Source organism: Pseudogemmobacter hezensis (assembly GCF_013155295.1).
Lineage (GTDB): Bacteria > Pseudomonadota > Alphaproteobacteria > Rhodobacterales > Rhodobacteraceae > Pseudogemmobacter > Pseudogemmobacter hezensis.
Map to the genome: position 1 here is coordinate 271,496 of NZ_JABJXT010000001.1, position 25,285 is coordinate 296,780.

21 protein-coding genes are annotated in these 25,285 nt (G+C 65.2%); 8 read left to right on the forward strand and 13 right to left on the reverse strand.

Annotation, left to right across the window (positions count from 1 at the left end):
- Positions 1 to 177: 177 nt before the first annotated feature.
- From ftsA to HOY34_RS01300, 11 genes are all read right to left on the reverse strand, one after another.
- Complete coding sequence (ftsA, locus tag HOY34_RS01250) at positions 178 to 1,512, reverse strand: cell division protein FtsA (protein ID WP_172359483.1); 1,335 nt, start codon at positions 1,510 to 1,512, stop codon at positions 178 to 180.
- Entirely contained in the window at positions 1,509 to 2,483 is a 975-nt protein-coding gene (locus HOY34_RS01255) for a cell division protein FtsQ/DivIB (protein ID WP_172359484.1), read from the reverse strand. Before HOY34_RS01255 ends, ftsA begins: the two co-directional genes overlap by 4 nt.
- Positions 2,471 to 3,388 (reverse strand): D-alanine--D-alanine ligase, encoded by a 918-nt coding sequence (locus HOY34_RS01260; RefSeq protein WP_172359485.1) that lies wholly within the window; start codon positions 3,386 to 3,388, stop codon positions 2,471 to 2,473. The genes HOY34_RS01255 and HOY34_RS01260 overlap by 13 nt, the downstream gene beginning before the upstream one ends.
- Before the next feature lie 158 nt (positions 3,389 to 3,546).
- On the reverse strand, positions 3,547 to 4,461 hold the full coding sequence (murB, locus tag HOY34_RS01265) for a UDP-N-acetylmuramate dehydrogenase (protein ID WP_172359651.1): 915 nt from the start codon (positions 4,459 to 4,461) through the stop codon (positions 3,547 to 3,549).
- A 162-nt stretch (positions 4,462 to 4,623) separates the two neighbouring features.
- Positions 4,624 to 5,016 carry a hypothetical protein gene (locus HOY34_RS01270; RefSeq protein WP_172359486.1) on the reverse strand — a complete coding sequence of 131 codons (393 nt, stop codon included), beginning with the start codon at positions 5,014 to 5,016 and terminating at the stop codon, positions 4,624 to 4,626.
- A gap of 113 nt (positions 5,017 to 5,129) precedes the next feature.
- Positions 5,130 to 5,372, reverse strand: coding sequence for a DUF2484 family protein (locus HOY34_RS01275; RefSeq protein WP_172359487.1), 243 nt, complete (start codon positions 5,370 to 5,372; stop codon positions 5,130 to 5,132).
- An 88-nt stretch (positions 5,373 to 5,460) separates the two neighbouring features.
- Positions 5,461 to 6,888 (reverse strand): UDP-N-acetylmuramate--L-alanine ligase, encoded by a 1,428-nt coding sequence (gene murC / locus HOY34_RS01280; RefSeq protein ID WP_172359488.1) that lies wholly within the window; start codon positions 6,886 to 6,888, stop codon positions 5,461 to 5,463.
- Positions 6,885 to 8,006: a UDP-N-acetylglucosamine--N-acetylmuramyl-(pentapeptide) pyrophosphoryl-undecaprenol N-acetylglucosamine transferase gene (locus HOY34_RS01285; RefSeq protein WP_172359489.1), complete on the reverse strand. Its 1,122-nt coding sequence runs from the start codon at positions 8,004 to 8,006 to the stop codon at positions 6,885 to 6,887. Before HOY34_RS01285 ends, murC begins: the two co-directional genes overlap by 4 nt.
- 2 nt (positions 8,007 to 8,008) lie before the next feature.
- Positions 8,009 to 9,172, reverse strand: a complete 1,164-nt coding sequence (ftsW, locus tag HOY34_RS01290) for a putative lipid II flippase FtsW (RefSeq protein ID WP_172359490.1) — start codon at positions 9,170 to 9,172, stop codon at positions 8,009 to 8,011.
- 231 nt (positions 9,173 to 9,403) lie between these two features.
- Positions 9,404 to 10,495, reverse strand: coding sequence for a glycosyltransferase family 2 protein (locus HOY34_RS01295; RefSeq protein WP_172359491.1), 1,092 nt, complete (start codon positions 10,493 to 10,495; stop codon positions 9,404 to 9,406).
- A gap of 94 nt (positions 10,496 to 10,589) precedes the next feature.
- Positions 10,590 to 11,156 (reverse strand): cytochrome b, encoded by a 567-nt coding sequence (locus tag HOY34_RS01300; protein ID WP_172359492.1) that lies wholly within the window; start codon positions 11,154 to 11,156, stop codon positions 10,590 to 10,592.
- Positions 11,157 to 11,401: 245 nt separating this feature from the next.
- Between HOY34_RS01300 and HOY34_RS01305 the strand changes: the two genes are divergently transcribed.
- From HOY34_RS01305 to HOY34_RS01315, 3 genes are read left to right on the forward strand one after another with little or no spacing between them, the layout of a single operon-like run.
- The gene (locus HOY34_RS01305; protein WP_172359493.1) at positions 11,402 to 13,198 is read left to right on the forward strand and encodes a (2,3-dihydroxybenzoyl)adenylate synthase; all 1,797 of its coding nucleotides are present in this window, start codon (positions 11,402 to 11,404) and stop codon (positions 13,196 to 13,198) included.
- Entirely contained in the window at positions 13,195 to 13,428 is a 234-nt protein-coding gene (locus HOY34_RS01310; RefSeq protein WP_172359494.1) for a phosphopantetheine-binding protein, read from the forward strand. Before HOY34_RS01305 ends, HOY34_RS01310 begins: the two co-directional genes overlap by 4 nt.
- Before the next feature lie 49 nt (positions 13,429 to 13,477).
- Positions 13,478 to 17,386, forward strand: a complete 3,909-nt coding sequence (locus tag HOY34_RS01315) for a non-ribosomal peptide synthetase (protein ID WP_366926891.1) — start codon at positions 13,478 to 13,480, stop codon at positions 17,384 to 17,386.
- A gap of 60 nt (positions 17,387 to 17,446) precedes the next feature.
- Here the strand turns inward: HOY34_RS01315 and HOY34_RS01320 are convergent, their stop codons facing one another.
- The gene (locus tag HOY34_RS01320) at positions 17,447 to 18,298 is read right to left on the reverse strand and encodes an alpha/beta hydrolase (protein WP_172359496.1); all 852 of its coding nucleotides are present in this window, start codon (positions 18,296 to 18,298) and stop codon (positions 17,447 to 17,449) included.
- Between the two features lie 278 nt (positions 18,299 to 18,576).
- Here HOY34_RS01320 and HOY34_RS01325 point away from each other — a divergent pair, with 278 nt between their 5' ends.
- The 4 genes from HOY34_RS01325 (at position 18,577) to HOY34_RS01340 (ending at position 23,161) form a co-directional block, all read left to right on the forward strand.
- Positions 18,577 to 20,025 carry a Vgb family protein gene (locus tag HOY34_RS01325; protein ID WP_172359497.1) on the forward strand — a complete coding sequence of 483 codons (1,449 nt, stop codon included), beginning with the start codon at positions 18,577 to 18,579 and terminating at the stop codon, positions 20,023 to 20,025.
- 126 nt (positions 20,026 to 20,151) lie between these two features.
- Positions 20,152 to 21,282, forward strand: a complete 1,131-nt coding sequence (locus HOY34_RS01330; protein WP_172359498.1) for an ABC transporter substrate-binding protein — start codon at positions 20,152 to 20,154, stop codon at positions 21,280 to 21,282.
- Between the two features lie 32 nt (positions 21,283 to 21,314).
- Positions 21,315 to 22,355 (forward strand): FecCD family ABC transporter permease, encoded by a 1,041-nt coding sequence (locus HOY34_RS01335; RefSeq protein ID WP_172359499.1) that lies wholly within the window; start codon positions 21,315 to 21,317, stop codon positions 22,353 to 22,355.
- 8 nt (positions 22,356 to 22,363) lie between these two features.
- Positions 22,364 to 23,161: an ABC transporter ATP-binding protein gene (locus HOY34_RS01340; RefSeq protein WP_172359500.1), complete on the forward strand. Its 798-nt coding sequence runs from the start codon at positions 22,364 to 22,366 to the stop codon at positions 23,159 to 23,161.
- Positions 23,162 to 23,234: 73 nt separating this feature from the next.
- On the opposite strand, the gene selD is transcribed toward HOY34_RS01340, so the two are convergent.
- A complete protein-coding gene (gene selD / locus HOY34_RS01345) occupies positions 23,235 to 24,320 on the reverse strand; it encodes a selenide, water dikinase SelD (protein ID WP_172359501.1) in 1,086 nt (361 codons plus the stop codon).
- Positions 24,321 to 24,681: 361 nt separating this feature from the next.
- Between selD and HOY34_RS22575 the strand changes: the two genes are divergently transcribed.
- Positions 24,682 to 25,281 carry a molybdopterin-dependent oxidoreductase gene (locus HOY34_RS22575; protein WP_216654597.1) on the forward strand — a complete coding sequence of 200 codons (600 nt, stop codon included), beginning with the start codon at positions 24,682 to 24,684 and terminating at the stop codon, positions 25,279 to 25,281.
- Positions 25,282 to 25,285: the final 4 nt, after the last annotated feature.

The window sequence follows — 25,285 nt, forward strand, 5'->3', positions numbered from 1 at the left end:
ATTGGGCCCTGCGACCCGCTGGCTGCCCTGTCTGTCCCGAACAAAGCACACCACTTAGCGCCCGAGTCTAACGACATCGGCGAATGAGGTCACGGAAAAAATCGCAGTTTACTACAAAATATAGGGGCAATCCCGCCTGGATAGGCGGGATTTCGCAAGTGGTGCCGTATCCAGGGGTTACCAGTTGTCGCGGAACCATCTGAACGCCTTGCGCAGCGACTTCGCCGGATAGCGTTCAGCGGGAACCTCAAAGTCCCACCACTCGTCCTGCGGGTGCGCCGCGAAAAGGCACAAGCCCACCGCGCTGGCAAAGGCCGCGCCGGTCGCCGCCTGCGGCAGACCCTGCACACGCAAAGGCCGGCCCAGCCGCACGCGCTGGCCAAGGATCCGGCTGGCCAGCATATCCAGGCCCGGGATCTGGCTGCCGCCCCCCGTCAGCACGATCTGCTGGCTGGGCAGATGGTCAAAGCCCGCCGCATCCAGAACCGCCCGCGCCTCTTCGAGGATCTCTTCCACCCGCGGACGCATGATGCCGATCAGCTCGGTCCTGGAAATCCGGCGGCGATCCTTCTCCCAGTCGCCGCTTTCGCCGCCCAGCTCGATCATGTCACGATCATCCATGCCAGTGGCATGCAGGCCCCCGTGACGGGTCTTGATCTTCTCGGCATCGGCGGTCGGGATATAAAGCCCTTTCGAGATGTCTGCCGTCACGTGATCGCCGCCCATCCGCACGGAATCGGCATAGATCATGTGCTTTTTCATGAAGATCGACACGCCCGTCGCGCCGCCGCCCATGTCAATGCAGGCCGCGCCCAGCTCTTGCTCGTCCTCGACCAGCGAAGAGATGGCCGAGGCATAGGCCGAAGAGGCGATCCCCGCCAGTTCAAGATCACAGCGCTGGATGCAGTAAAGCAGGTTCTGGATCGCGGAATCCGCCACCGACAGCAGGTGCATGTCGCAGGCCAGGCGATTGCCGATCTGGCCGCGCGGATCCGCCAGACCCGAGCGGTGATCCAGCGCGAAATTCACCGGCTGCGCGTGCAGAACCTCACGCCCTGGCCCGATATCGGGCATGTCGCAAGAGGCCAGAACGCGGGCGATATCCTGTTCGGTGACGACATTGTCTTCGAGATCGATCTCACCCGCCAGCCCGTAAGAGCGCGGCTCGGCGCCCGAGAAACAGGCGATCACGTGGTCAACGCGGACATTGGCCATCTTCTGCGCCGCCTGGACGGCGGTGCGGATGGCGCGTTCGGTCTCATTCATCACCGCGATCTCGCCAAAGCGCACCCCGCGCGAACGGGTGGTGGCGGCCCCGATGATGCGGAATTTCGACTGGCCGGCCATCGGGCCGACGCCCTCGACCTCGCGCAGGCGGGCCTCGCCGTCGAAGCGCAGGATGAGGCAGGCGATCTTCGAGGTGCCCACATCAAGAATTGCAATAACGCCCCGCTGCATAGCAGCCCGGCGCATGTTCCGCATGGCGCGTTGGGTCTGGTAGAGGTCGGTCACAATTCGGTCTCCACGGTTTCGGGCAGGGGATCGAGGCCACGGCCACGACGCATTTCATTCATCGCAAAAGGGGTCAGACGCAGGGTCGGACGGGTCGGCAGACGCAGATCGACCGAGGCCAGATCACGCGCCAGCATGTCCTGCGCCTTGTCCAGCGCCAGCAGGCGCTCCAGCGCGCGCACGGGGTTGTCCTCGGGCAAAAGGATACGCTGGTCGCGGTCAAGCACGATGTCCCAGCGACGCTCGCCCATGCGGACAAGGCCGCGCACACGAGACGCAATCGGCCCGGCGGCCGCCAGGATCTGCAGCGCCTCGGGCGTTGCCACATCCGCGCCCTGCCCCGCGATCAGCGGCAGATCGGCGCGGTCGCCACGCTCAAAAAGGCCCGCGACACGGTGGCCGGTTTCATCAACCATGGTCAGACCATCGGCCTGACGCCAGACCAGCACCGGCTGACGTTCAGTTATAATCACGCTGAGAATGCCGCCAGAGCGCACCCGCAGCTCGGCGCTTTTTACCGCGTCGAGTTCCTCGACCCGGGCCCGCGCGGCCTCAAGATCCAGATCGAACGAGCTTTTGGGCAGGTTCAGATCCAGCCGCGCCCGCACCGCATCGCCCAGCTCGGGCGTGCTGCCCTCGATCGAGATCAGCGAGACCATGAATTCGGGGCGCTGCTCAAATTTCTCGCGCAGGTCGGTAAAGACGCCAATCGCCGCGTTGCGCCGCGCCTCATCGCCCAGGTAAACCGTCACCGCCAGCGCCAGCCCGCAGATCGGCAGGCCGACACGCAGCATGGTGCGCAGGTAAGGCGTCAGCATGACGCGCTGCATCCGGTAGGCCCAGACCGTCGGCGCCGGATCATGCGCCACCGGGGCGCGGGTCATCGGCGGCTCGGCCCGGCCAGCCGCGCGGCCAGCGCGATAACCGCTGTGTTTCGCGGCCCGCAGGCGAAAGGGGATCAGCGATCGCATGAGGCATCCTCGACCAGCCAGGAGCACAGTTCCGGGAAGGAAATGCCCTGATGCGCTGCCTGTTCGGGCGCAAGCGAGGTCGGCGTCATGCCGGGCTGGGTGTTCACCTCCAAAAGCACAAGGCCCGCAAGGCCGCGCGTCTCATCCCAGCGGAAATCCGAGCGCGACAGCCCGCGGCAGCCAAGCGCCTGATGCGCCCGGACCGCGATATCAAGACAGGCATCGGCGATCTCCTGCGGCAGATCAGCCGGGATCACATGGCGCGAGCCACCCGTTTTATATTTCGCATCATAGTCATACCAGCCATCGGTGACGATATCGGTCACCGCCAGCGGCCGATCCCCCATCACCGCGACCGTCATCTCACGGCCGGGCACATAGGTTTCCACCATCACCTGGGCGGGCATGGTTTCGGCAAGGCGCGGCGCGTTTGATCCGGGATGAACCAGGTAGACGCCGACCGAAGAGCCCTCATTATTGGGTTTGACCACATAGGGGGGCGGCAGGACATGGCCCTCGGCCACCGCCTCGCGCGAGACGATCACGCTGTCGACCACCGGCAGGCCTGCGGTGCGGAACACCTCTTTCGAGCGCGACTTGTCCATCGCCAGCGACGAGGCCAGCACCCCCGAATGGGTGTAAGGGATCTTCAGCCATTCCAGGATACCCTGCACGCAGCCATCCTCGCCCCAGCGACCATGCAGCGCATTGAAAACGGCATCAGGGCGGATCTCGGCCAGACGCGCGACCAGATCCCGGCCTGCATCCACCTCAACCACATCATAACCCGCCTCACGCAGCGCTTTGGCGCATTCATGCCCGGTCGAGAGAGAAACCTCCCGCTCGGCCGACATGCCGCCCATCAAAACCGCCACGCGGGGAAATCTGCCCGATCCCGCCGCCATTTACTGCCTCTCGGGGTCTTTGTGACCCCTTATTGATTAATTCCGGCTTAACGCCGATCTGCTTTTTACCGCAGGATCCGGTCTGTCCGGCACCTAACGCAAGGCGCCACCTGGATCCAGGGCCTTCATTCCTGGTCTTGACTCTTGCGGAACTGTTTTCACGAAACCGTGACGCCAACCCGCATGATTTCCCATTCTAGCGTGATCCCGCTGGATTGGAACACCTTTTTTCGAACTTCTTCCCCAAGTGATTCGAGATCCGTTGCCGTTGCGCCACCAGTGTTGATCATGAAATTGGCATGCATGGGCGACATCTGCGCACCACCAATGGTAGCGCCGCGCATTCCGGCATCGTCGATCAGCTTCCAGGCTTTCAGCTCATGGCTGTCGCCCTCGCGCCCGGTTGAGGAAAAACCAGCCGGATTGCGGAAGGTAGAACCCGCCGTGCGCTCTTTGGTGGGCTGCGAGGCATCGCGTTTCGCAAGCTGCTCTTCCATCCGCGCGGCCAGCGCTGCCGGATCGCCTTCGGGTGCGCGGAAAGTGGCCGAGACCAGCACCGCGCCCTCGGGCAAATCAGACTGGCGATAGCGCAGCTGCAATTCAGACGCCGCCAGCACACGGGTTTCGCCCGCGCGGGTGATGATGCGCACCTCTTCCAGGTGATCGGCCACATAAAGCCCGTAGCAGCCCGCATTCATCCGCACCGCGCCGCCGATACTGCCGGGGATGGTGCGCAGGAAGGTCAGATCGCGCCCGGCCTCGGCGGCCTTACGGGCAACATGGGCGTCCAGCGCCGCCGCGCCGGCAATCACCCGCTCGCCTTCAATGGCGATGGTGTTGAAGCCACGCCCCAGCCGGATCACCACCGCCGGAATGCCGCCATCGCGCACGATCAGGTTCGAGCCGACCCCCATCGGAAAGACCGCAATCTCAGGCGGCAGCTCTCGCAGAAACTGCGCCAGATCCTCTTCATCGGCGGGCTGGAAGAACCATTGCGCCGGGCCGCCAACGCGCAGCCAGGTCAGATCGGCCAGCGGACGATCAGGGGTCAATACGCCACGCGGCTGCGGCATTTGCACGGATTGATCCGGGGCTGGATTCAGATGCGCATTCGGGGGCGTATTCGGGGGAGAGGGGGGGGCAGAGATGCTCATGCCCCAGACCTAGCCGCGATGGCCATATTTGCGCAAGGGGGCTGCGATCAAAGGGGCGGAACCACCCCACCGCCTGCTGCTTCACTCTGACGGGCGGCGCTTCGCCATCAGATGCAAAACCTTCAGCGCGCAGGCTGCCAGTATCACCACCGTGACCGCCACCGCTGGCCCATTGGACACGATCTTGCCCAGCAGCCCCTCGCCCTCAGAGATCAGGCGGGCGCCGCCCTCCGCACCTTCCGAACCAGACAGCCATTCGAAGGGCGCCAGAAGGGCTGCGAACCAATAAAGGAAGAACTCAGGGCCGTCGCTGGCTTTGCTGGCCGCATATCCGATTGGCAGCAGCACCACCAATATCGCTGACAGAAAAAGCACCAGCCTGATCAGAAAGCCATAGTCCCTGCGGCCAAAGAACGGCACCGCCAGCACCAGGATGAAAACCATGAAAGCCGGGACAACAAAGACAAATGACATGACGTTCTCTGCACGGGTCAACCGGGCAGAGATTTGCAGAATATGGCGGCACAATTATGGCGTGGAGCGGCAGATCCTGCCCCGCCCGGCCCCAACGCGCCCAAAGCTCCCGGCTATCCCGTGCGACGGACCGAGCGCCAGAACCAGATCAGCGGCCAGCGCATGATCGAGGCACCACCGATCAGAAAGGCCAAGCCCCAAAGCGGGCCATTGCTCCAGGTGATCCAGCCCAGAAGCGGGATCCCGACCACCGCCAGCACCATACCCGCCCGGATATGCTTGTCCCGGGTGGGAAACATGGCGATCACATTCGCCAGCACCAGCCACAGACAGCCAAGGATCAGCGGCAGGGTCATGCGGATACCCCCACCTGTTGGCAATACCCCGCCCGCCGGCACCGCCCTGCCTGACGCGAGCTTTGGCTGCGAGGGGCGGCGCTCACCTTCACTCTGCCTTTTCAGCCAGCTTTGCCGGAAGATTGTTCGCCCAGGCCGAGATGGTACCCGCGCCGAGGCAGACGAAGATATCGCCCGGCCGGGCCTGTTCGCGGAAAAGCCGCGCCAGATCGGCCTCATCAATCACCGCGCGGGCGTGGCGGTGGCCATGGGCGATCAGGCCTGCGACCAGATCATCGCGGCTGGCGCCTTCGATCGGGTCTTCGCCTGCGGCATAGACCTCGGCGATACCGACCACATCGGCCTCATTGAAGCAGGTGCAGAAATCGTCAAACAGGTTTGAAAGCCGCGAATAGCGATGCGGCTGATGCACCGCGATCACCCGCGCCCCCGGCGTTGCCGAAACCGCCTGACGCGCCGCCTTCAGCACCGCCGAGATCTCAACCGGGTGATGTCCGTAATCGTCGATGATCGCCACGCCATTCACCTCACCCACCCGGGTAAAGCGGCGGTTCACGCCCGCGAAAGCGGCCAGGGCCGCGCGGATTTCCTCTTTCTTCATCCCCAGGTGCCGGGCGACGGCCACGGCGGACAAAGCGTTCGAGACATTGTGATCGCCCGGCATCGGCAGCTCGCAGCCTTCGATAACCGTGCCCTCGCCCTCATTTTGCAGCTGGATGTCAAAGCAGGACTTGCCGTTTTCGAACCTGAGGTTCACCGCCCGCACATCGGCCTGGGCGTTGAAGCCAAAGCTGATCACCCGGCGGTCAGCGATACGCCCGACCAGGGCCTGCACCTCAGGGTGATCGGTGCAGCAGACCGCCACGCCGTAGAAGGGGATGTTCGAGACGAAATCGAGGAAGCCTTTGCGCAGCGCCTCGATGGTGCCCCAATGCTCCATGTGCTCGGGGTCGATATTGGTGACAATCGCAATCGTCGCAGGCAGGCGGTTGAAGGATCCGTCAGACTCGTCGGCCTCAACCACCATCCATTCGCCCGCGCCCGCGCGTGCGTTCGAGCCATAAGCATGGATCACGCCGCCGTTGATCACGGTCGGGTCAAAGCCCCCCTTGTCCAAAAGCGTCGCCACCATGGTCGTGGTGGTCGTTTTGCCATGGGTGCCCGCGATGGCGATGTTCGATTTCAGCCGCATCAGCTCGGCCAGCATCTCGGCGCGGCGCACCACCGGCAGCTTGCGGCGACGGGCCTCTTCCAGCTCGGGGTTGCCGCGCTTGATCGCCGAGGAAATCACCACCACCGAGACCTCTTCGGTGATGTTCTCAGCCCGCTGCCCCTCATGAAACTCTGCCCCCAGCCCCACCAGGCGGTCGGTGATCTTTGAGGCCTTGCTATCCGACCCCTGGACCCGATAGCCCAGCGTCAGCAGCACTTCGGCAATCCCCGACATGCCGATGCCGCCGATCCCCACGAAATGGATCGGCCCCAGCTCCAGCGGCAGTTTGGTTGCAGCGTTCATTTTATCTCTCCTGCCAGCTCTTCGACCAGCGCGACCAGATGTTCGGTCGCGTCCGGGCGGGCACAGCCCAATGCATTGGCGGCCATCTGCCGCGCGGCCCCCGGCGCACCAAGGACGGCTGCGACCTGGGCGCTCAGGCTGCTGGCGTCAAGTAATTTTTCGGGGATCAGCACGGCTGCCCCGGCATCAACCAGCCCGCGGGCATTGGCGCTTTGGTGATCGCCGGTTGCGGCGGCATAGGGGATCAGGATCGAGGGCCGCCCGATCACCGAAATATCCGCGACAGATGAAGCGCCTGAGCGCGAGATCACCAGCTGCGCCTCGGAAAGCCGCCGGGGGATATCGTCGAAAAACGGCCGGATCTCAGCCCGGATCCCGGCTTCGGCATAGGCGGCCCCTGCGCGTTCGGCATCATCAGCGCGGGCCTGATGGGCGACGCGCAGATTGTCGCGCAGGCCTTCCGGCAAGAGCGCCAGCGCGGCTGGCACCACATCGGACAGGATCTTCGCGCCCTGGCTGCCGCCGATGACCAAAAGGCTCATCGGGTAGTCGCCCGGCTCGATATAGGGGGCGCTGGCGCGTTCCAGCACGGCGGCGCGAACCGGGTTTCCGGTGGCCACGCCCTCAACGCCTGCGGGCAGAGCCGTGGGCCAGGTGCCGCAGGCGACACGGTCAACGCGTTTGGCAAAGATCTGATTGACCCGGCCCAGCACGCCGTTTTGCTCATGGATCATCCGCGGGCGGCGCAACAGCCAGGCCGCCGACAGCGCCGGAATGGTCGGATAGCCGCCAAAGCCCACCACCACCGCAGGCCGGTCGCCAAGGCTTTGCGCGATTGCGCCGATCACCCCACCCAGGATGCGAAACGGCACCGCCAGTTTCGCCCCGATCCCGCCCCGGGCAAAAGTCGCCGAGGCCACCTTCTCAATCACCACCGAGCGCGGGAAGCCCCCGGCATAGCGGGCGCCGCGCTCATCGGTGGACAGTTTGACCCGCCAGCCCCGGGCCAGCATCGCCTCGGCCAGCGCCTGGGCGGGGAACATATGCCCGCCCGTGCCCCCTGCCGCGATCAGCAGCAGCGGTTTTGCTTTTCTGTTGGCCCCACCTTTGGCCGCCATCCTCAGCGCCTCCGCCCGAAGAGTTCCGCCATACGGTCACGCGGGCGCGAGCGTGTCAGCGCAAGCAGCATGCCAACCGTAATCCCCGCCGCAATGATCGACGAGCCGCCATAGGACACGAAGGGCAGCGTCATCCCCTTGGCCGGCAGCAGCCGCACCGCCACGCCCATATTGATCATCGCCTGAACGCCAAAGATGCAGGCAAGGCCCGAGCCGGCAAGGCGGGTGAAAGTGTCACGCTCGGCCGTCAGCCGCACCAGAGAGCGCACGACGATGATCCCGAACAGCGCCAGGATGATCAGCACCAGCACAAGGCCATATTCCTCGGCGGCGACAGCGATGATAAAGTCGGTATGCGCATCCGGCAGCGACCATTTCACCTGGCCCTCGCCGACGCCCACGCCGAAGAAGCCCCCCTCCTGGATCGCATTGGCCGCATAGCCCAGCTGGGTGCGCGGGTCGACATCAGGCGAGAGGAAGCCGTCAATCCGGCGGGCAAAGTGTTCAGAGGCACCGTAAGCGGTAAAGCCGCAAAAGGCGACAATGCCGATCACGCTGGCGATCAGCAGCATCGGCGCGCCTGCGACGAAATAGATCACGCCCCAGGAGAAAACGATCAGCGCCGACTGACCAAAGTCGGGCTGCATGGCCAGAAAGCCGACCACCAGGCCCAGAAGCGTGAAAGAGATGATCTTGCCGGGCGGGCCGTTGATATCCTGCGCCGCCGCCATCAGCCAGGCGGTCACGATCACGAAGCCGGGCTTGAGAAATTCCGACGGCTGCAGCGAAAAGCCCCCGATCGACAGCCAGCGGATCGCGCCCTTGCCATGGTCCTGGCCGACAATCGGCAGCGCCATCACCAGCACCAGCGCCGAAAGAAAGCCAATGATCCCCAGGCGGCGCACCAAAGCGGGCGGCATCATCGAGATGGCGATCATCACCGCCAGCCCCACACAGCCAAACATCGCCTGACGCTGCACATAGAAGAACTGGTTCAGCTCATTCCGGCTGGCCAGCGGCACCGAGGCGGCAAGCCCCAGCAAAAGCCCGATCCCGAACAGCACAAAAACCGAACAAAGTGTCCAGCGGTCAACCGTGCGCCACCAGCGCGGCAGCACCGGCTCGCGCATAGCAACGGGTGAGGAACCATAGACCATCTCAGTCATGGGGATACGCCTCGATAGATCGGAAATCCGAATACTGCCTCTGGCCCGGATGTAGCCTCCGGGTCCTGACTGAAAACTCTAATGGCAAATCAGCCGAAAGGCCAGCGGAAATCCAGGGCCGGGATGTGGGGTCACGCGCCTTCGCGCCCATCGCCCGACCCATCGCCCAGACCGGCGCCCAGCCCGGTACGACAGTGACACCCCGGCCCCGGCGGCCAAAGGCCAATCCCCTCAGCCACTATCTTCCCCCGTACCTTCCGCGGCCCCTGCGCCCCCGACCGACTGGAACTGGCGCAACAGCTGCCGCGCCAGGCGGTCAGACAGAACCGCACTGTTTGCCGCATGCAGGCAGCCCGCCCAGAGGTGATAGCCCCCGGGCGTCAAGATCAGGCGGCGAAAGGCCTCGCGGTGCCAGTCGCAGGCGGCCTGATGCAGCGCCGCCACCCCCGGCAGCGCCTTCAGCGCCTCAATCTCTGCGGCCAGTGGCTGCGCCAGCGCCAGCGCCGCCCTGTTCTCCTCAGTGTTGAAATTGCGCTCGATCCAATAGTGCAGATCGATGCCCTTCAGGCTGCGGTTGGGCAGACCGCGATCCGATTTCACCACGAAAGCCTCGACCGAGCGCAGCGAGTAGTGATGCATTTCGGCCAGCGCCCGATACCCGTCCAGCGACATCAGCGACAGCCTGCGGTCGCTGAGATAGGGCCCCTGCAGCGCCCGCCCGCTGCCATCCACCCAATACGCAGGCGGCGCATCCGGGCGGCGCGTCGGGCGATGCACGCCGGGGCGCTGAAAGGCTGCGGGGCGGAACAGGCTTTTGAAAAACGTCGCCGCCACCGGATGCAGCATCGCAGGCGGGGCCGAGCGGGTGAACTGCCCCGTCACCGGCTGATCGGTGAAAGCGGTATGGCCATTCGCACCGAAAAGCCGCCAGGCCAGGGCCACCGCCTCGGTCTCTTCGGGCAGGGCGGCGATCAGGTCAGTCAGCCGATGGTTGCCGCAATGGATCATCGGAAATTCATCGACATCAGAGATCAGCATCCAGTCGCTGGACTTGCGCTCTGGCTGTGCCCAGGCGGCCTTCAGCGCCCGCCATTGCACACTTTTGGGCGTGCCCTTCTCGCCGCTGATCTCTGCCATCGGCGGCTGCGGCAGATGGCGCAGCACCCCCGCATCCGCCAGCGCATCCAGCAGCCGGTCAGTGCCATCGCGGCAATCATTCGAGGCGACCAGGAAATCAGTGACCCCCAGCAGCCGGTGCCAGGCAATCCATTCGAGGAGATAGGGCCCCTCATCCCTGACCGAGGTGACGCTGGTGATCTGCATCCCCCATGCCTGACGTGTAAGCTGCGCCAGGGCAAGGGGAATTCTTGTATATCAGCGCCGCTTCCGGTCCAGACCCCGGGGCCTGCCCTGCGGCTTAGCGCAGCGCCCGGCGCCCGGCCATACGCGCCATGGTGCCGTCTTTCCACATCGCCTCATGCACGCCGACCATCACGATATGGCCCAAAAGCAGCACGCCAAAGACCCAGCCCAGCTCGCCATGCACCGCATTGCCGAAATCGACCATCCAGGCGATCGGCGTTTCACGGGTCGGGAACAGCTGAAAGCCAAAAGGCGAAAAGCCACGCCCCGAGCCAAAGGCCCGCAAAAGCGCCGCCAGCGGCACGATCAGCATCACCAGATAAAGGATGCCATGCCCGGCCTTGACGGCCACCCGCTTCAGCCCGGCGCCGTGATCGGGGCGGCGGCCTGCATTCATCACCGACCAGATCACCCGGATCACCACCAGCACGAAGACCGCCGTCCCCACCGGCCCATGCGAGCCGACAATCGCGCTTTCACGTGGAGAGACGCCGAAGAAGACCTTCAGGATCATCGTCATGAACTGCCAGGCCACCAGGGCCGCAATCGACCAGTGCAGCGCACGGGTGATCTTGCCATAGGCCTGGGGGGTGTCTTTCAGCGAAAGCGTCGTCTGGGTCATGCTTATACCTTGCTTACATCATGAAATAGGGCGTCAGGATCCCGGTTAAGTGAATATGCGCCGCCTGCCAACCGCCTGTCGTAAAGTTGACTATTTCTCCAGGCCGGATTATGGCGGGCGCGACAATTCCGGGCAGGCAGTCACGACGGCCCTGGCGGCCAGGCAGCAGTTTTCATCTGCACCACCGCTTTCGGCCTGCACCTCTCTGCCGCAACAGCTTTGCTGCAACAGTTCAAAGGTGCGCCATGTCTGACGATACCCTGCCGCCTGACGTTACCCTGCCGCCTGACGATACCCTGCCGCCTGACGTTACCCTGCCGCCTGACGTTACCCTGCCGCCTGATGCGGGCCTTCAGGTCGCCCCCTCATCGCAGCCGTCATCGCAGCCGTCACCGCAGGAGAATGCGCCCCGCCAGGTCTGGCCTGCGGACTTCGCCGCCCGTTACCGCGAAAAGGGCTATTGGACGGGCGAGACCTTCGCCGCAATGCTGCGCAGGCTGGCGCAGGAGCATGGCCCCCGCATCGCCGTGGTCGGCGGTGAAACACGGCTCAGCTATGATGACTTGCTGAGCGCATCCGAGCGCGCAGCCCAGGGCTATCTGTCGCAGGGCCTGATCCCCGGTGACCGGGTCGTCGTGCAACTGCCGAATATCGCGGGTTTTTTCCCGGCGGTCTTTGGGCTGTTCCTTGCAGGCCTCGTGCCCGTCTACGCCCTGCCCGCCCATCGCCAGACCGAGATCGCCCATTTCATCGCCCGCTCTGGCGCGAAGGCCCTGGTGATCGCCGATCAGTGGGAGGGCTATGACTACCGCGCCCTCGCCCGCGAGATGCAGGCCACCACCCCCGCGCTGCAGGTCATCGTGCTGGGCGAGGCGGCAGAGTTCACCCCCTTTGCCAGCCTGGGCCAGGGCGTCACGCCCCAGGCATTGCCGGAAACCGACCCTTCGGCGGTTGCCTTCATGCAGATCTCGGGCGGCACCACGGGCCTGTCGAAACTGATCCCGCGCACCCATGACGACTATATCTACAGCTTCCGCGAAAGCGCGGTGATCTGCGGGCTGAGTGAGGCCAGCGTCTATCTCTGCGCCCTGCCCGTCGCGCATAACTTCCCGATGTCGTCGCCGGGCGTGTTCGGGGCGCTTTCGGTCGGAGCAAAGGTGGTGCTGGCGCCAAACCCCGCCCCCGCCACCGCCTTCCCGCTGATTGAGGCCGAGGGCGTGACCATCACCGGCCTCGTGCCGCCGCTGGCGCTTTTGTGGATGCAGGCGGCACCTGGCACGAAGCACGACCTCTCCAGCCTGCAGGTGCTGGGGGTGGGTGGCGCGAAATTCATCCCCGAGGCGGCAGCCCGCGTGCGCCCGACACTGGGCTGCACCCTGCAGCAGGTCTTTGGCATGGCCGAGGGGCTGGTCAATTACACCCGCCTTGATGACCCCGAAGAGATCATCATCAACACCCAGGGCCGCCCGATCAGCCCCGATGATGAGGTGCTGGTGCTGGATGACAATGGCCAGCCGGTGCCCCAGGGCGAGGCAGGCTATCTGCACACCCGCGGCCCCTATACGATCCGCGCCTATCACAATGAGCCCGCCGCAAACGCCCGCAGCTTTACCGCTGACGGCTATTATCGCACCGGCGATATGGTGAAACAGCTGCCCGGCGGCTATCTGGTTGTTCAGGGCCGCGCCGGCGATCACATCAACCGCGCCGGCGAAAAGATTTCGGCCGAAGAGATCGAGGATCACCTGCTGGCGCATCCGCAGGTCTTTGACGCCGCCGTCGTCTCGATTCCCGATGCCTTCCTGGGCGAGCGCAGCTGCGCCTTTGTCATCGCCACCCCCGATACCACCCCCGGCGCTGAGCGCCCCAAAGCCAGTGCCATCAAGGCCTTTATGCGCGGGCGCAATATCGCCGCCTTCAAAGTGCCCGATGAGGTGGTTTTCGTGACGGAATTTGCCACCACCGCCGTTGGAAAGATCAGCCGGGTAAAACTGCGCGCCGATCTGCGGGCCCGTTATCTGAAAGAAGAAGCCGACAAATGACTGTGACGCTTGAAAAAATGCGGGCCGATATTGCGCGGCTGATTGATCTGGAACCCGAAGAGGTCGGCAATGACGACCATCTGCCCGACCTGGGGCTGGACTCGCTGCGGCTGATGCAGCTGGTCACCGCATGGGAGCAGGCCGGGCTGAAAGCCGATTTCGCGGTCTTTGCCGAAAGCGCGACTTTGGGCGAATGGTGGGATGCCATTCAGGCCCAGGCCCCGCGCTGACATGCGTGCACAGGATCAGGCGGCGGCCCCTGCAGACAGCAGCCCGACCGTGACCGGAAATCCCCCCCCCGACGCCCGCCCCCTGACCGAGGCGCAAGAGGGGCTTTGGTATTTCCAGGCGCTGGATCCGGCCAATCCGATCCTGAACACCGGGCAATATCTGGAACTGACGGGCGCGGTCGATCTGGCAGCCCTGCGTGAGGCGCTGGCGCAGACCATCGCGGAATCCCAGGCGCTGCATCTGCGCTTTGGCGCGGGCGCGGATGGCCCCGTGCAATGGCTCAGCCCCGATCCGGTGACGGTCTCTGAGACAGACCTGCGCGATCACCCCGACGCGAAGGCCCGGGCTCTGGCGATGATGCGCCAGGACACAGACCGCGCCATCGATCTGGCCCGCGAACCTGTCGCAGCTTTTGCGCTTTTCCTGCTGCCCGACCGCGTTTTCCTTTATGAACGCATCCATCACCTGGCGATCGACGGCTATGGCATGGTGCTGATCACCAACCGCATCGGCGAGCATTACGGCCATCTGACGGGCCAGGCCCCGGCACCCCTGCCCTTCCCGTCGCTGACCCGCGCCGATGATGAGGATGCGCTCTACCGCGCCTCGGATCGCCGCCAGACCGATGCCGCCTGGTGGCGGGCGCAGATGGCCGGGCTGCCGGGCGTCACCAGCCCCGGCACCCTCGGCGGTGAGCGGGCGATCAGCGCCCATGAGTTCCGCCGCGAAAGCCTCTGGCTGCCGCCCGCGCTGACCGCCAGCCTGGCCGCGTTTTCGCAGGCGCATAAACTCGGCTGGCCCGATGTGCTGACCGCGCTGACCGGGGCTTACCTCGCCCGCTGGGCGGCAGGCGATGACGGCGATGGCGAGGCGGTGATCGGCATGCCCTTCATGGCGCGGATGGGGCGCAAGATCGCCCGCCTGCCCTGTATGGCGATGAATGTGCTGCCCCACCGCATCCGCCCCGATGAGGCGCTGCCCCTGCCAGACTGGCTGGCGGCTGAGGCCCAGGCGATGCGGGAATCGCGCAAACACGGCCTTTATCGGTCCGAGCAGCTGCGCCGTGACCTGGGGCTGATCGGCGGGGCCCGCCGTCTTTATGGGCCCCTGATCAATGTGCAGCCCTTTGATCGCCCTCCGGTCTTTCCCGGCCTTGATGTGCAGCTGCATATCCTGGGCGCGGGCGCGGTTGAGGATCTGACCTTCACCTTCCGGGGCGATCCTGACGCAGGCATCCTGTTCGAGACCGACGCCAATCCCGGCCTTTACAGCTCTGATGACACCCGCGCCCATGCGCTGCGCCTGATCGCCTTCCTGACAGCGGCGTTGCAGGCGCAACGGCTGCTCGATGTGCCCTCGGCCAGCCCGGCAGAGATCGCGGCTGATGACGCCCGCGCCAAAGCCACCCGCCAGGATCTGCCCGATGTGACGCTGGTCGATCTGATCCTGGCGCAGATGCAGGCCAGCCCAGATGCCCCCGCCCTGCGCGACCAGACACAGCGCCTGACCTATGCCGAATTTGACGCGCAGACCGCCGCGCTGGCGCAAAGCCTGATCGCGCGTGATGCCGGGCCAGAGAGCATCATCGCCGTGGCGATGGAGCGCTCTGCCGCCCTGTCCATCGCGCTTGTTGCCATCATGCGGGCAGGCGCCGCCTATCTGCCGCTTGACCCCGATCACCCGCCCGAGCGGCTGGCCGCGATCCTTGCGATGGCGCAGCCCCTGCTGACGCTGACCAGCCCGGAAATCGCCTCAAGCCTGCCGCCGGATGCAACTTTGCTGCTGCCGGACGCCTGGCCGAAATCCACCCCCGCAACCCCACTGCCGCGCCCCGCGATCAATGGCGACAGCCTCGCCTATGTGATCTACACCTCCGGCTCGACCGGGGCGCCCAAAGGCGTGATGATCGAACAACGCGCCATCGTGAACCGCCTGTTGTGGATGCGCGATCACTACGGCATCGGCCCTGCCGACCGCATCCTGCAAAAGACCCCCGCCACATTCGACGTCTCGGTATGGGAGTTTTTCCTGCCCTATATCTCTGGCGCAGAGCTGGTCATGGCCCCCCCCGGCGCCCATCGTGACCCCACCGCCATTGCCGGGCTGATCGCAGAGCATCAGATCACCACGCTGCATTTCGTGCCCTCGATGCTGTCGGCCTTTCTGGCCGCGCCGGCCTCGGACGGGCTGCAGATCGCCCGCACCTTCTGTTCGGGCGAGGAACTTACCGCCGATCAGCGGGGCCGTTTCCACGCCCGCATCAAAGGCGAGCTGCACAATCTTTACGGCCCGACCGAGGCCGCCGTCGATGTCAGCTACTGGCCTGCCACGTCTGAGGACCGCTCGAACCCGCTGCCGATCGGCTGGCCGGTCTGGAACACAAGGCTTTCGGTGCTCGATCACCATCTGCGCCCGGTGCCGCCGGGCATGCCGGGCAATCTTTACCTCGGCGGGGTGCAGCTGGCGCGGGGCTATCTGGGCCGCCCCGATCTGACCGCAGAACGCTTCATCCCCGATCCCCGCGCATCGGAAATCGGCCAGCCCGACAGCCGCCTCTACGCCACCGGCGATGTGGCAAAACTGCGCCCTGACGGGGCGGTGGTCTATCTGGGCCGCTCGGATCATCAGGTGAAGCTGCGCGGCCTGCGGATCGAGCTGGGCGAGATCGAGGCCGCGATCATGGCCAGCGGCCTGGCCCGCGAATGCGTGGTTCTGGCGCGAGAGGACCGGGCGGGCGAAAAGCGTCTGGTCGCCTATCTGGTGCCCGAGGCGGGCTATGCACCGGGCCTGCTGGCCCCGCGTCTTGCCGCCCGCCTGCCCGCCTATATGGTGCCCGGCTCTGAGGTCACGCTGGCCGCCCTGCCCGTCACCGCCAATGGCAAGCTGGACCGCAAGGCCCTGCCCGCGCCTGAGTTCCACGCCTCGGGCCGCGATGCCGCCACCGGGGCCGAGCGGCTTTTGGCCAGGCTTTACGCCGAGATCCTGCATCTCGACGCCCCCGCCCCGGTCGAGGCGGATTTCTTCGCGCTTGGCGGCGACAGCCTTTCGGCCGTGCGCCTGTGCCTGCGCATCACCGAGGAAACCGGGCGCGATCCGGGCCTTGGCACCATCTTCGAGAACCCGATCCTGGATATGCTGGCCGCGAAACTTGACGCGGCTGGCCCCACCGATGACGGGCTTGGCCCGCTGATCCGGCTGGCCCAGGGCGCGCCGGACCTTGCGCCTTTGGTCCTGATCCATCCGGCGGGGGGGCTTGGCTGGGGCTATCGCGGGCTGGCGCGGGCGGTGTCACGCGACAGCAACCGCAGCGTCTTTGCCATCCAGCACCCAGGGCTGAACCCCGAGCAGCCGCTGCCCGAAAGCCTCGGCAGTCTCGCCACCCGCTATGCGGATCTGATCAACCGCGCCCAGCCCCTGGGCATAATCCACCTGGCAGGCTGGTCAGTGGGCGGCATCATCGCCCAGGAGCTGGCGGCTGAACTTTCACAGATGGGCCGCGAGGTCGGGCTGCTCGCGCTTTTGGACAGCTATCCGACCGATGTCTGGCGGGATGAGCCTGAACCAGACCCCGTCGCCGCCCTCCGGGCGCTGCTGGCAATCGCAGGCTATGACCCCGAGGCACATCATGACCTTGATACGCGGGCGAAGGTGGTGGCCTTCCTGCGCGCCGGTGACAGTGCGATGGGGGCCCTGCCCGATCTGGTGCTGGACGGTGTCGTGCGGCTGGTGACCGACACCAACCGCCTGGTGCGCAGCCATCAACATCGCCATTACGACGGGGCGCTGACCCATATCCGCGCCGGGCGCGACCATCAGGACCGCGATCTGACCGCCGCCCTCTGGCAGCCCTATGCGGGCGCGGTTGAGGCGCTGGAGGTGCCCTTCGTGCATGCCGAAATGATCGCACCCGCCGCCGTGGCGCTGATCGCACCGGAACTGACAAAGCGGATGGCGTAAGGACGAGACAGAGGCGTCAGGCGCAAGAGCCTGACGTCTCAGGTTTCAGCCCGACCTGCCTCACCCCATGGCGAAAGGCAGCGCCAACGGCAGCGATCCGGCGATGGTCTGGATATGGACATGGTCGGGCAGCACATGGATCTGCGGCGCAAATCCCGGATGCGCGGCCAGGCCCTGGACAAACTCCATCGTCGCCGGGGCCGGGCCGTCAGGGGCTGGCCCGCTGGCCCCGGTGCGCTTTTCCTTATCGCCAAGCGCCATCATCAGCGCGGGGGCCTGCACATGCGGGGCGGCACTGGCCGCAACCCGGCGGATCAGCGCCTCATCCCACCAGATCGAGGGGCTGATCGCCGCATAGCGCGCAAAGGCCCCGGGCCGCGACAGCGCCGCATAAAGCGTGAACAGCCCGCCAAAGGAATGCCCCCACAGGCTGCGCCGGGCCGGATCGACGGCGATCCCCTCTTCGGCAGCCTGACGCAAAGGCCCGATCAGCCGGTCAAGAAACAGCCCCGCGCCCCCGGCCATGCGCCCCTCATGCACGTGATCGGGGCGGATCCCATCGGCATCCGCGCCGGGCGCATCCAGGTCAGGCGCGGTGAAATCCAGCGTGCGCCTCTCACGCGAGAACTGCCGGTCGGTGTCATAGCCCACCCCCGCCAGCACCAGCCCCGGCACCAGCGCCAGATGCGCGGCGGTCAGGTAATCAAAGGCGGCGTTGCCATCCAGCATATAAAGGATCGGCCACCCCGCCGCAGGCGGCGGCGTCTTTGGCACCGCCAGGTAAAGACGATGCCCCGGCCCCACCTGCACGACCTTTTGCGACAGGTGATGTGTATCCGCACCATCGCTGAGGATTTTCAGCGTCGCGGGCTGTCTTGCATGATCCGGGCCTGCGGTTCCTGTCGCTGACATCTTGCCTCTCTGTTCCCCCCGGCAAAGCCGGATCCCCTGCTGCGGCGCAGGTTTATCCCTGCAATCACCGGATTGACCAGTGCCCGCCCGCCCCGCGCAACTCTTCGCCGAAGAGATACGGGCCTGGCCCCGGCTGCACCAGAGGGGGTGGTGAATTAGTTGACAATCTCTCTCAAGAATATACTGCTGCGTCCATCCCAGAGCGGCAGAGCGGCCCGATGGCTGATCCGGTCCAGGCCTTTAACCCGTTCACGCGTCTTTGATCTCAGGAGACAGATATGGCACCCCGAAAGTTCACAAAGGCACGCAGCCTGATTACAGCCTCTGCACTTGCCCTTGGTGTGATGGCAGCCCCGCTGGCAAGCCCGCTGGCCGCCGAGACGATCTTTTCCGCCACCACCGACGGCTTTTCGGGCCAGGTCCGGGCGGGCGCGGCAGAGCCGGGCCAGGCCATCGTGGCCGGCAGCAAGGTCTCGATCACCGGCGAGCGGCTGATCCCCGGCCAGCAGGTCACCCTGATGCGCGGCAATACCGTGCTGAATGAGGGCGGCCCGATCACCGTCGACAATGAGGGCAAGTTCCGCTTTGATCTGACGCTGGACAAAGCGGCGGTCACCGGCCTGCAGCCGATCCTGGTCATTGCCGAAAACCCCTCTTCTGCAACGGTGGTCGATCTGAAAATTTCCCCCGATCTTGCCATTCAGGGCGCTGAGAAATTCGATATCGCCAGCGCCCCGGTGACGCGTGGCCTTTATCAGCTGGCCTATAGCCCCTCGCGTCATGCTTTCTATGTCACCTCGGCCGTTGGCCGCCCGCCGGTCAGGGAATCGGCGCTGTCGAAGGTTGATCCCGACACGCTGGACGTGGTCGCGCAGATCACCCCCGGTGCCGCCCCCGTCCAGGAAGGTGGCCCCGCCCCGGCTGCCGATGATGATGGCCGCCCGGCGCTTTACGCGGTCTATGGCCTTGGCCTGAATGAGACCACGGGCGAATTGTGGACCACCAACACCCGCCAGAATACCATCGCCGTTTACAAGGCCGATGATCTGGCGCTGGTCAAACAGTTCGAGCCCGATTTCATCTCGCATCCCTTCAGCATCCAGGTCGATGAGGCCGCAGGGCGCATCTATATCTCGGCGGCGCGTTCGCCGGTGATCGAGGTGATCGACGCGAAAACCCACAAAAAGCTGGAGCCCTATACCATCCCCTCGCAGCTGCGCGGTCAGACCTTCGGCACCCAGGACATCCATTTCGACGCGAAAACCGGCAAGCTGTTCGCCGCCTCGAATGCGACGCCCGAGCTGGCGGTGATCGACACCAAAACCGGCGAGATCCGCGTGACGCCGCTGCCCGGCTCGATCGGGGCGGCCTCGGTTGCCTATGACAATCAGGACGATCTGATTTTCGTCGCATCCCAGGGCACCGACAATCTGCTGATCGTCAATGGCGCCGATGGCGCGGTGCTGCATGATGTCGAGACCGGGGCGAATGCGCTTTACGTGACCTTCGAGCCGAAAAGCCGTCTGGCCTTTGTCGGCAATCGCGGCGCGGGCACCATCACCGTCGTCGATACCGAGGGCAAAGTGGTCGCCAATCTCGACGCAGGCAGCCTGCCAAATGAGCTGGTCGCCGACAGCGAGGGCACCGTCTGGGCGGTGAACAAATCGCGCGGCGAGAATGACGACAGCGGCGACCGCATCTGGCGCATCCGGCCGAAAGCCGAATAAGTCAGAGGCTGAAAGACAATTCCAAAGGGGGCGGGTATCATCCGCCCCCTTTGGCCGTGACAGGCTGGCCCGCCGCCGATTGCGGCCAGCTGCAGGCAACCACCCGACCCGTGCAGGGGGCTATTTATGATCTCTTTCCGCCCGCTTTCTTTCGTCTCACGTCCCTTTCGTCCGCTTGCCCTGGCCGCCGCGCTGATCTGCGCCCATGTGATGCCAGCCCTGGCCGAGATCCGCGCCACCGATATTCTGGGCCGCGAGGTGGTGCTTGACGCCCCCGCCACCCGCATCGTGCTGGGCGAAGGGCGGCATATGGCGGTGCTGGGGCTTTTGCATGCCGATCCGGTTGCAAAAGTGGTGGGCTGGCGCGGCGACAAGGCGCTGGACGAGCCGACACTTGCCGCCTACCGCGCCAAATTCCCGGCGATTGATGCGATTGCGCAGGTCGGCTCGGGCAACCGCGACCTCTCGGTCGAGACGATCATCTCGCGGCAACCGGATCTGGTGGTGCTTTCGCTGATGGATCAGGGCGATCCGGCGATGGAACGCGCCCGCGAGCAGCTGGAATCGGCAGGTATCGCCGTGGCTTACGTGGATTTCTTCGCGCATCCGCAGGAAAACTCGATCCCCTCGCTGCGGCTGCTGGGCAAGCTGACCGACGGTGAGGCCCGGGCCGAGGAATTTGCCGAATTCTATGAGACCCGCCTTGCCCGCATCCGCACGCGGCTGCAGGATCCGGCGATCAAACGCCCCAGCGTGTTCTTCCACGTTCATGCCGCGCCGACGAATTGCTGCTCGACCGTCGGCTCTGGCGTGTTTCGGGATTTCATCCAGACCGCAGGCGGCGCGAATATCGGCTCGGATGTGGTGCAGGGCGTGCTGGGCAATGTCAGCCTGGAATTTCTGATCGGCGCCGATCCCGATTTCTACATCGCCACGGGGGGCGCGCATATGAAGGCCCGCGGCGGGCTGGTGCTGGGCTCTGCCGTCAGCACCGAAGAGGCCCGCGCCAGCTTTGACGCGCTGATCGGGGCCACCGGATTTTCGGCCCTGACGGCGGTTGAGAAGGGCCGCGCCCATGGCGTCTGGCACCTCTTCAACGACACGCCCAGCCATATCGCGCTGATCGAATATCTGGCCAAAGCCTTTCACCCTGACCTTTTCCAGGACGTTGACCCCGATGCAACGCTGCGCGAGATAGAGACACGCTTTTCCCCCGTCAGCGTGCCCGGCACCTGGTGGATCACCACCGCCAACTGACCGCCCGACTGACCGCCTTACAAGAAATCCAGATGTCCGACACCGCGCCATTGCACGACTATCATCGGCAGAACCGCCGCCGTCTCTGGCTTGTGCTGGCGATGATCGTCATGGCGCTGCTGGCAGTGGTGGTTGATCTGACCACCGGCCCCTCGGGCCTGCCGCTGTCGGAAACGATCCGGGCGCTGACCGGGGGCGAGGTTGCACGCGGCACCTCGGTCATCATCTGGCAGGTGCGCCTGCCCATCGCCATCATGGCGCTGCTGGTGGGGGCTGCGCTGGCGCTGGCCGGGGCAGAGATGCAGACCGTGCTTGAAAACCCCCTGGCCGAGCCCTTTACGCTGGGCGTCTCGGCGGCAGCAGCGCTTGGCGCGGGCGTCGCCATCGTGCTTGGCCTGACCCTGCCCTTCCTGCCCCCTGGCTGGAGCATTACCGCCAATGCCTTCCTCTTCTCGCTGGGCGCACTTGGGCTTTTGCAGCTGATGGGGCGCTTACGCGGCGGCGGGCCAGAGGTGCTGATCCTCTTTGGCATCGCGCTGAACTTCACCGCCGCCGCCTTCCTGTCGCTGTTGCAGTTCATCGCCTCGGCCGAGGATCTGCAGCAGCTGGTGATCTGGACCATGGGCAGCCTGCAGGCGGTGACCTGGACCTCTGTCACCATTCTGGCGCTGATCCTTTTGCTGACGGTGCCCTTCGCGCTGGCCGCCTCCTGGCGGCTGACCGCGCTGCGGCTGGGCGAGGAACAGGCGCGCGGCTTTGGCGTCGATGTCACCGCGCTGCGCCGCTGGGCGCTTTTGCGGGTCAGCCTGCTGGCCGCCACCGCCGTTTCGATGGTGGGCGTCATCGGCTTTATCGGTCTGGCCGGCCCCCATATCGCCCGCATGCTGGTGGGCGAGGATCACCGCTTCATGCTGCCCGCCAGCATCGCCACCGGGGCGCTTTTGATGTCAGCCGCCTCGACGCTGTCGAAACTGCTGATCCCCGGCACGCTGCTGCCGATCGGCCTTGTCACCTCGCTGATCGGGCTGCCGATCTTCTTCTGGCTGATCCTGCGCGGAAGGTCCGCCCGATGAGCGGCCCGATGAACGCCACAGCCGGCCTGCAGATCAGCGATGTCAGCATCAGCTATGGCCGCCGACCTGTGCTGCAGGGCCTGAGCCTGCCGCCTCTGATCCCGGGCGAGGTGGTGACGCTGGCAGGCCCCAATGCCGCCGGAAAATCGACGCTGCTGCGCGCCATCGCGGGGCTTGCACGCTTTTCGGGCACGGTCACACTGGATGGCCAGAACCTCGCGCAGCTTTCGCCCCCCGCCCGCGCCCGCATCATCGGCTTCATGCCGCAGACGCTGCCCGCAGGTGCCTCACTCAATGTGCTTGAGACGGTGATCACCGCGCTTCGCGCCAGCGGCGAGCGCAATGTCACCGCCCCGCCCGAGACCCGCGCCATGGCGGTTCTGACCCGCCTCGGCATCAGCCATCTGGCGCTTGCGGGGCTTGATCAGCTGTCGGGCGGGCAGCGGCAGATGGTCAGCCTCGCGCAATCCATCGTGCGCGACCCGCGGCTTTTGCTGCTGGATGAGCCAACCTCGGCCCTCGATCTGGCCCGCCAGGTGCGCCTTTTGTCTGAGGTGCGCCGCATCGCCGCCGAGGGGCGCGTGGTGGTCACCGTGCTGCATGATCTGGCGCTGGCCGCCCGCTGGTCCGACCGCATCGCCATTTTGCACAAAGGCGGCCTCTACGCCTTCGGCCCTCCCGCCGAGGTGGTCACCCCCACCATGCTGGCCGAGGTCTACCGCGTCGAGGCCCGGGTCGAGCGCTGCTCACGCGGGCATCTGATGGTGCAGATCGACGGCGAAATCCCCGATCCGCCCAAAGGCTGAACGCACGTCAGCCACAGGCCTCAAAGACCAGGAACAAGCCCCGCCACAGCGGGGCTTTCATTTTGATAAACCCTCACGCGATGGTCAGGCCCGGCGCCCCGTCACCAACCTCACCAATCACCGTCGCCGCCGCAAAGCCCTCTTCGGCAAAGATCGCCAACACCCCGGCCACGGCCTCGGGTGCACAGGCCACCAACAGCCCGCCCGAGGTCTGCGGATCGCTGAGCAGCGCCTGATCCACCGCCGAGATCTCACGCGCAAAGGAAATCTCGCTGCCATAGCTGGCCCAGTTGCGCCCCGAGGCCCCGGTGATGAACCCCGCCTCCGCCAGCGCCACCGCATCCGTCAGCATCGGCACCCGCGCCCAGTCAAGGCGAATGCCACGCCCCGCACCACGCGACATCTCCAGCGCATGGCCGCCAAGGCCGAACCCCGTCACATCGGTCATCGCATGAACCCCGGCCAGCCGCGCCAGCCTTGGCCCCGGCGTGTTCAGCTGCGTCGTGGTCGCCACCATCTGGCGATAGCCCTCGGCTGACAGCTTTTCCTTCTTCAGCGCCGCCGAATAGATGCCCACGCCCAAAGGCTTGCCGAAAACCAGCACATCCCCGGGCTGCGCCGCCGCATTCTTCTTCACATGCGCCGGATCAACGATCCCAAGCGCCACCAGCCCATAGATCGCCTCGACCGAGTCAATCGTATGGCCGCCCGCAATCGGGATCCCCGCCGCCCGGCAGGCCTTTGAGCCGCCCTCAAGGATCCGGCCGATGGTGGCGACCGACAGCACATTGATCGGCATCCCCACCAGCGCCAGCGCGAAGATCGGCGTCGCCCCCATGGCATAAACATCCGAGATCGCATTGGTCGCCGCGATCTGGCCGAAATCCTCAGGGTCATCAACGATCGGCATGAAGAAATCCGTGGTCGCCACAATCGCCTGATGTTCGTTCAGCTGATAGACCGCCGCATCATCTGAGGTCTCGATCCCCACCAGCAGCGCCTCTGGCACCGGCAGCGCCGCCGTGCCGCGCAAGATCCCTGACAGCACCCCCGGCGCGATTTTGCACCCACATCCGCCCCCATGCGAAAGCGAGGTCAGGCGCGGCTCAGCAGCCGTGGAGGGCATGGTGGCGGGCGTGGTGGCGGTGGCAGTCGTCATGGATCTGGCTCCTGGTGGCTGGCACATGATGCGGGAAGGCTGGATGCGGGAATGACTGGGCCGACATCATCGCCCACCCCATATCCTTTGTGCCAGCCGCAGGCCAATGCGGCAAGGCTTTGGCCGATAACGATCACAAATCATCGAGACCCAGGGCCTGCGCCAGAATATATCACATAATTTACAACAGGTTAACAAATAAGCCTCACGTTATATCCAGACTGAAATAACGCCTTTTCCTTGACTCAACCGCCGGATCATACGACCATTTGCCCCATCTATGACGTGATCACAGCAACCCATCACATGCCGCAGGCCCTGGCGCCACGGCTGATGACAGGCAGTAATAAGGAGGGGTCAAATGAATATCGACCTTTCGCGCCGCAGCTTTCTAAGGCTGTCCGGGGCGGGGGTAGCGGCAACGTCTCTGACAGCCATGGGCTTTTCAGAGGCCGAGGCAGCCGAGGCCGCGCATGTGCGCGACTTCAAGCTGGCCACCATGACCGAAACCCGAAACATCTGCACCTATTGCTCGGTCGCCTGCGGCATCATCATGTATTCCAAAGGGGATCTGGCAGCCGGCGAAAAGGCCGAGCTGATCCATATCGAGGGCGATGCAGACCATCCGACCAACAAGGGCACGCTTTGCCCCAAAGGTGCCGCGCTTAAGGATTACGTCAAGGCAGAGACCCGCCTGACCCATCCGCGCATCCGTCGTCCCGGCTCTGACCGCTTCGAGGAAATCACCTGGGATGAGGCTTTCGACAAGATCGCCCGCGCCGTCAAAGACGACCGCGACGCGAATCTGATCGAGAAAAACGCCGAGGGCGTTCAGGTCAACCGCCTGACCACCACTGGCTTTCTGGCGGCATCAGCCACCACCAATGAAACGGCCTGGGCGACCTGGAAAGTGGTCCGCTCGCTTGGCCTTGTAGGTTTCGACAACCAGGCGCGCGTCTGACACG

Bases quoted from the DNA above. Each gene is read 5' to 3' on its own strand.
- HOY34_RS01300 (WP_172359492.1), bottom strand. From the start codon at position 11,156: ATGACCCAGACGACGCTTTCGCTGAAAGACACCCCCCAGGCCTATGGC.
- HOY34_RS01260 (WP_172359485.1), bottom strand. From the start codon at position 3,388: ATGGCGGCGGGATCGGGCAGATTTCCCCGCGTGGCGGTTTTGATGGGC.
- murB (WP_172359651.1), bottom strand. From the start codon at position 4,461: ATGCCGCAGCCGCGTGGCGTATTGACCCCTGATCGTCCGCTGGCCGAT.
- selD (WP_172359501.1), bottom strand. From the start codon at position 24,320: ATGACGACTGCCACCGCCACCACGCCCGCCACCATGCCCTCCACGGCT.
- HOY34_RS01340 (WP_172359500.1), top strand. From the start codon at position 22,364: ATGAACGCCACAGCCGGCCTGCAGATCAGCGATGTCAGCATCAGCTAT.
- HOY34_RS01295 (WP_172359491.1), bottom strand. From the start codon at position 10,495: ATGCAGATCACCAGCGTCACCTCGGTCAGGGATGAGGGGCCCTATCTC.
- HOY34_RS22575 (WP_216654597.1), top strand. From the start codon at position 24,682: ATGAATATCGACCTTTCGCGCCGCAGCTTTCTAAGGCTGTCCGGGGCG.
- HOY34_RS01275 (WP_172359487.1), bottom strand. From the start codon at position 5,372: ATGACCCTGCCGCTGATCCTTGGCTGTCTGTGGCTGGTGCTGGCGAAT.
- murC (WP_172359488.1), bottom strand. From the start codon at position 6,888: ATGAACGCTGCAACCAAACTGCCGCTGGAGCTGGGGCCGATCCATTTC.
- HOY34_RS01325 (WP_172359497.1), top strand. From the start codon at position 18,577: ATGGCACCCCGAAAGTTCACAAAGGCACGCAGCCTGATTACAGCCTCT.
- HOY34_RS01285 (WP_172359489.1), bottom strand. From the start codon at position 8,006: ATGGCGGCCAAAGGTGGGGCCAACAGAAAAGCAAAACCGCTGCTGCTG.
- HOY34_RS01305 (WP_172359493.1), top strand. From the start codon at position 11,402: ATGTCTGACGATACCCTGCCGCCTGACGTTACCCTGCCGCCTGACGAT.
- HOY34_RS01335 (WP_172359499.1), top strand. From the start codon at position 21,315: ATGTCCGACACCGCGCCATTGCACGACTATCATCGGCAGAACCGCCGC.
- HOY34_RS01320 (WP_172359496.1), bottom strand. From the start codon at position 18,298: ATGTCAGCGACAGGAACCGCAGGCCCGGATCATGCAAGACAGCCCGCG.
- ftsW (WP_172359490.1), bottom strand. From the start codon at position 9,172: ATGACTGAGATGGTCTATGGTTCCTCACCCGTTGCTATGCGCGAGCCG.
- HOY34_RS01330 (WP_172359498.1), top strand. From the start codon at position 20,152: ATGATCTCTTTCCGCCCGCTTTCTTTCGTCTCACGTCCCTTTCGTCCG.
- HOY34_RS01310 (WP_172359494.1), top strand. From the start codon at position 13,195: ATGACTGTGACGCTTGAAAAAATGCGGGCCGATATTGCGCGGCTGATT.
- HOY34_RS01255 (WP_172359484.1), bottom strand. From the start codon at position 2,483: ATGCGATCGCTGATCCCCTTTCGCCTGCGGGCCGCGAAACACAGCGGT.
- HOY34_RS01270 (WP_172359486.1), bottom strand. From the start codon at position 5,016: ATGTCATTTGTCTTTGTTGTCCCGGCTTTCATGGTTTTCATCCTGGTG.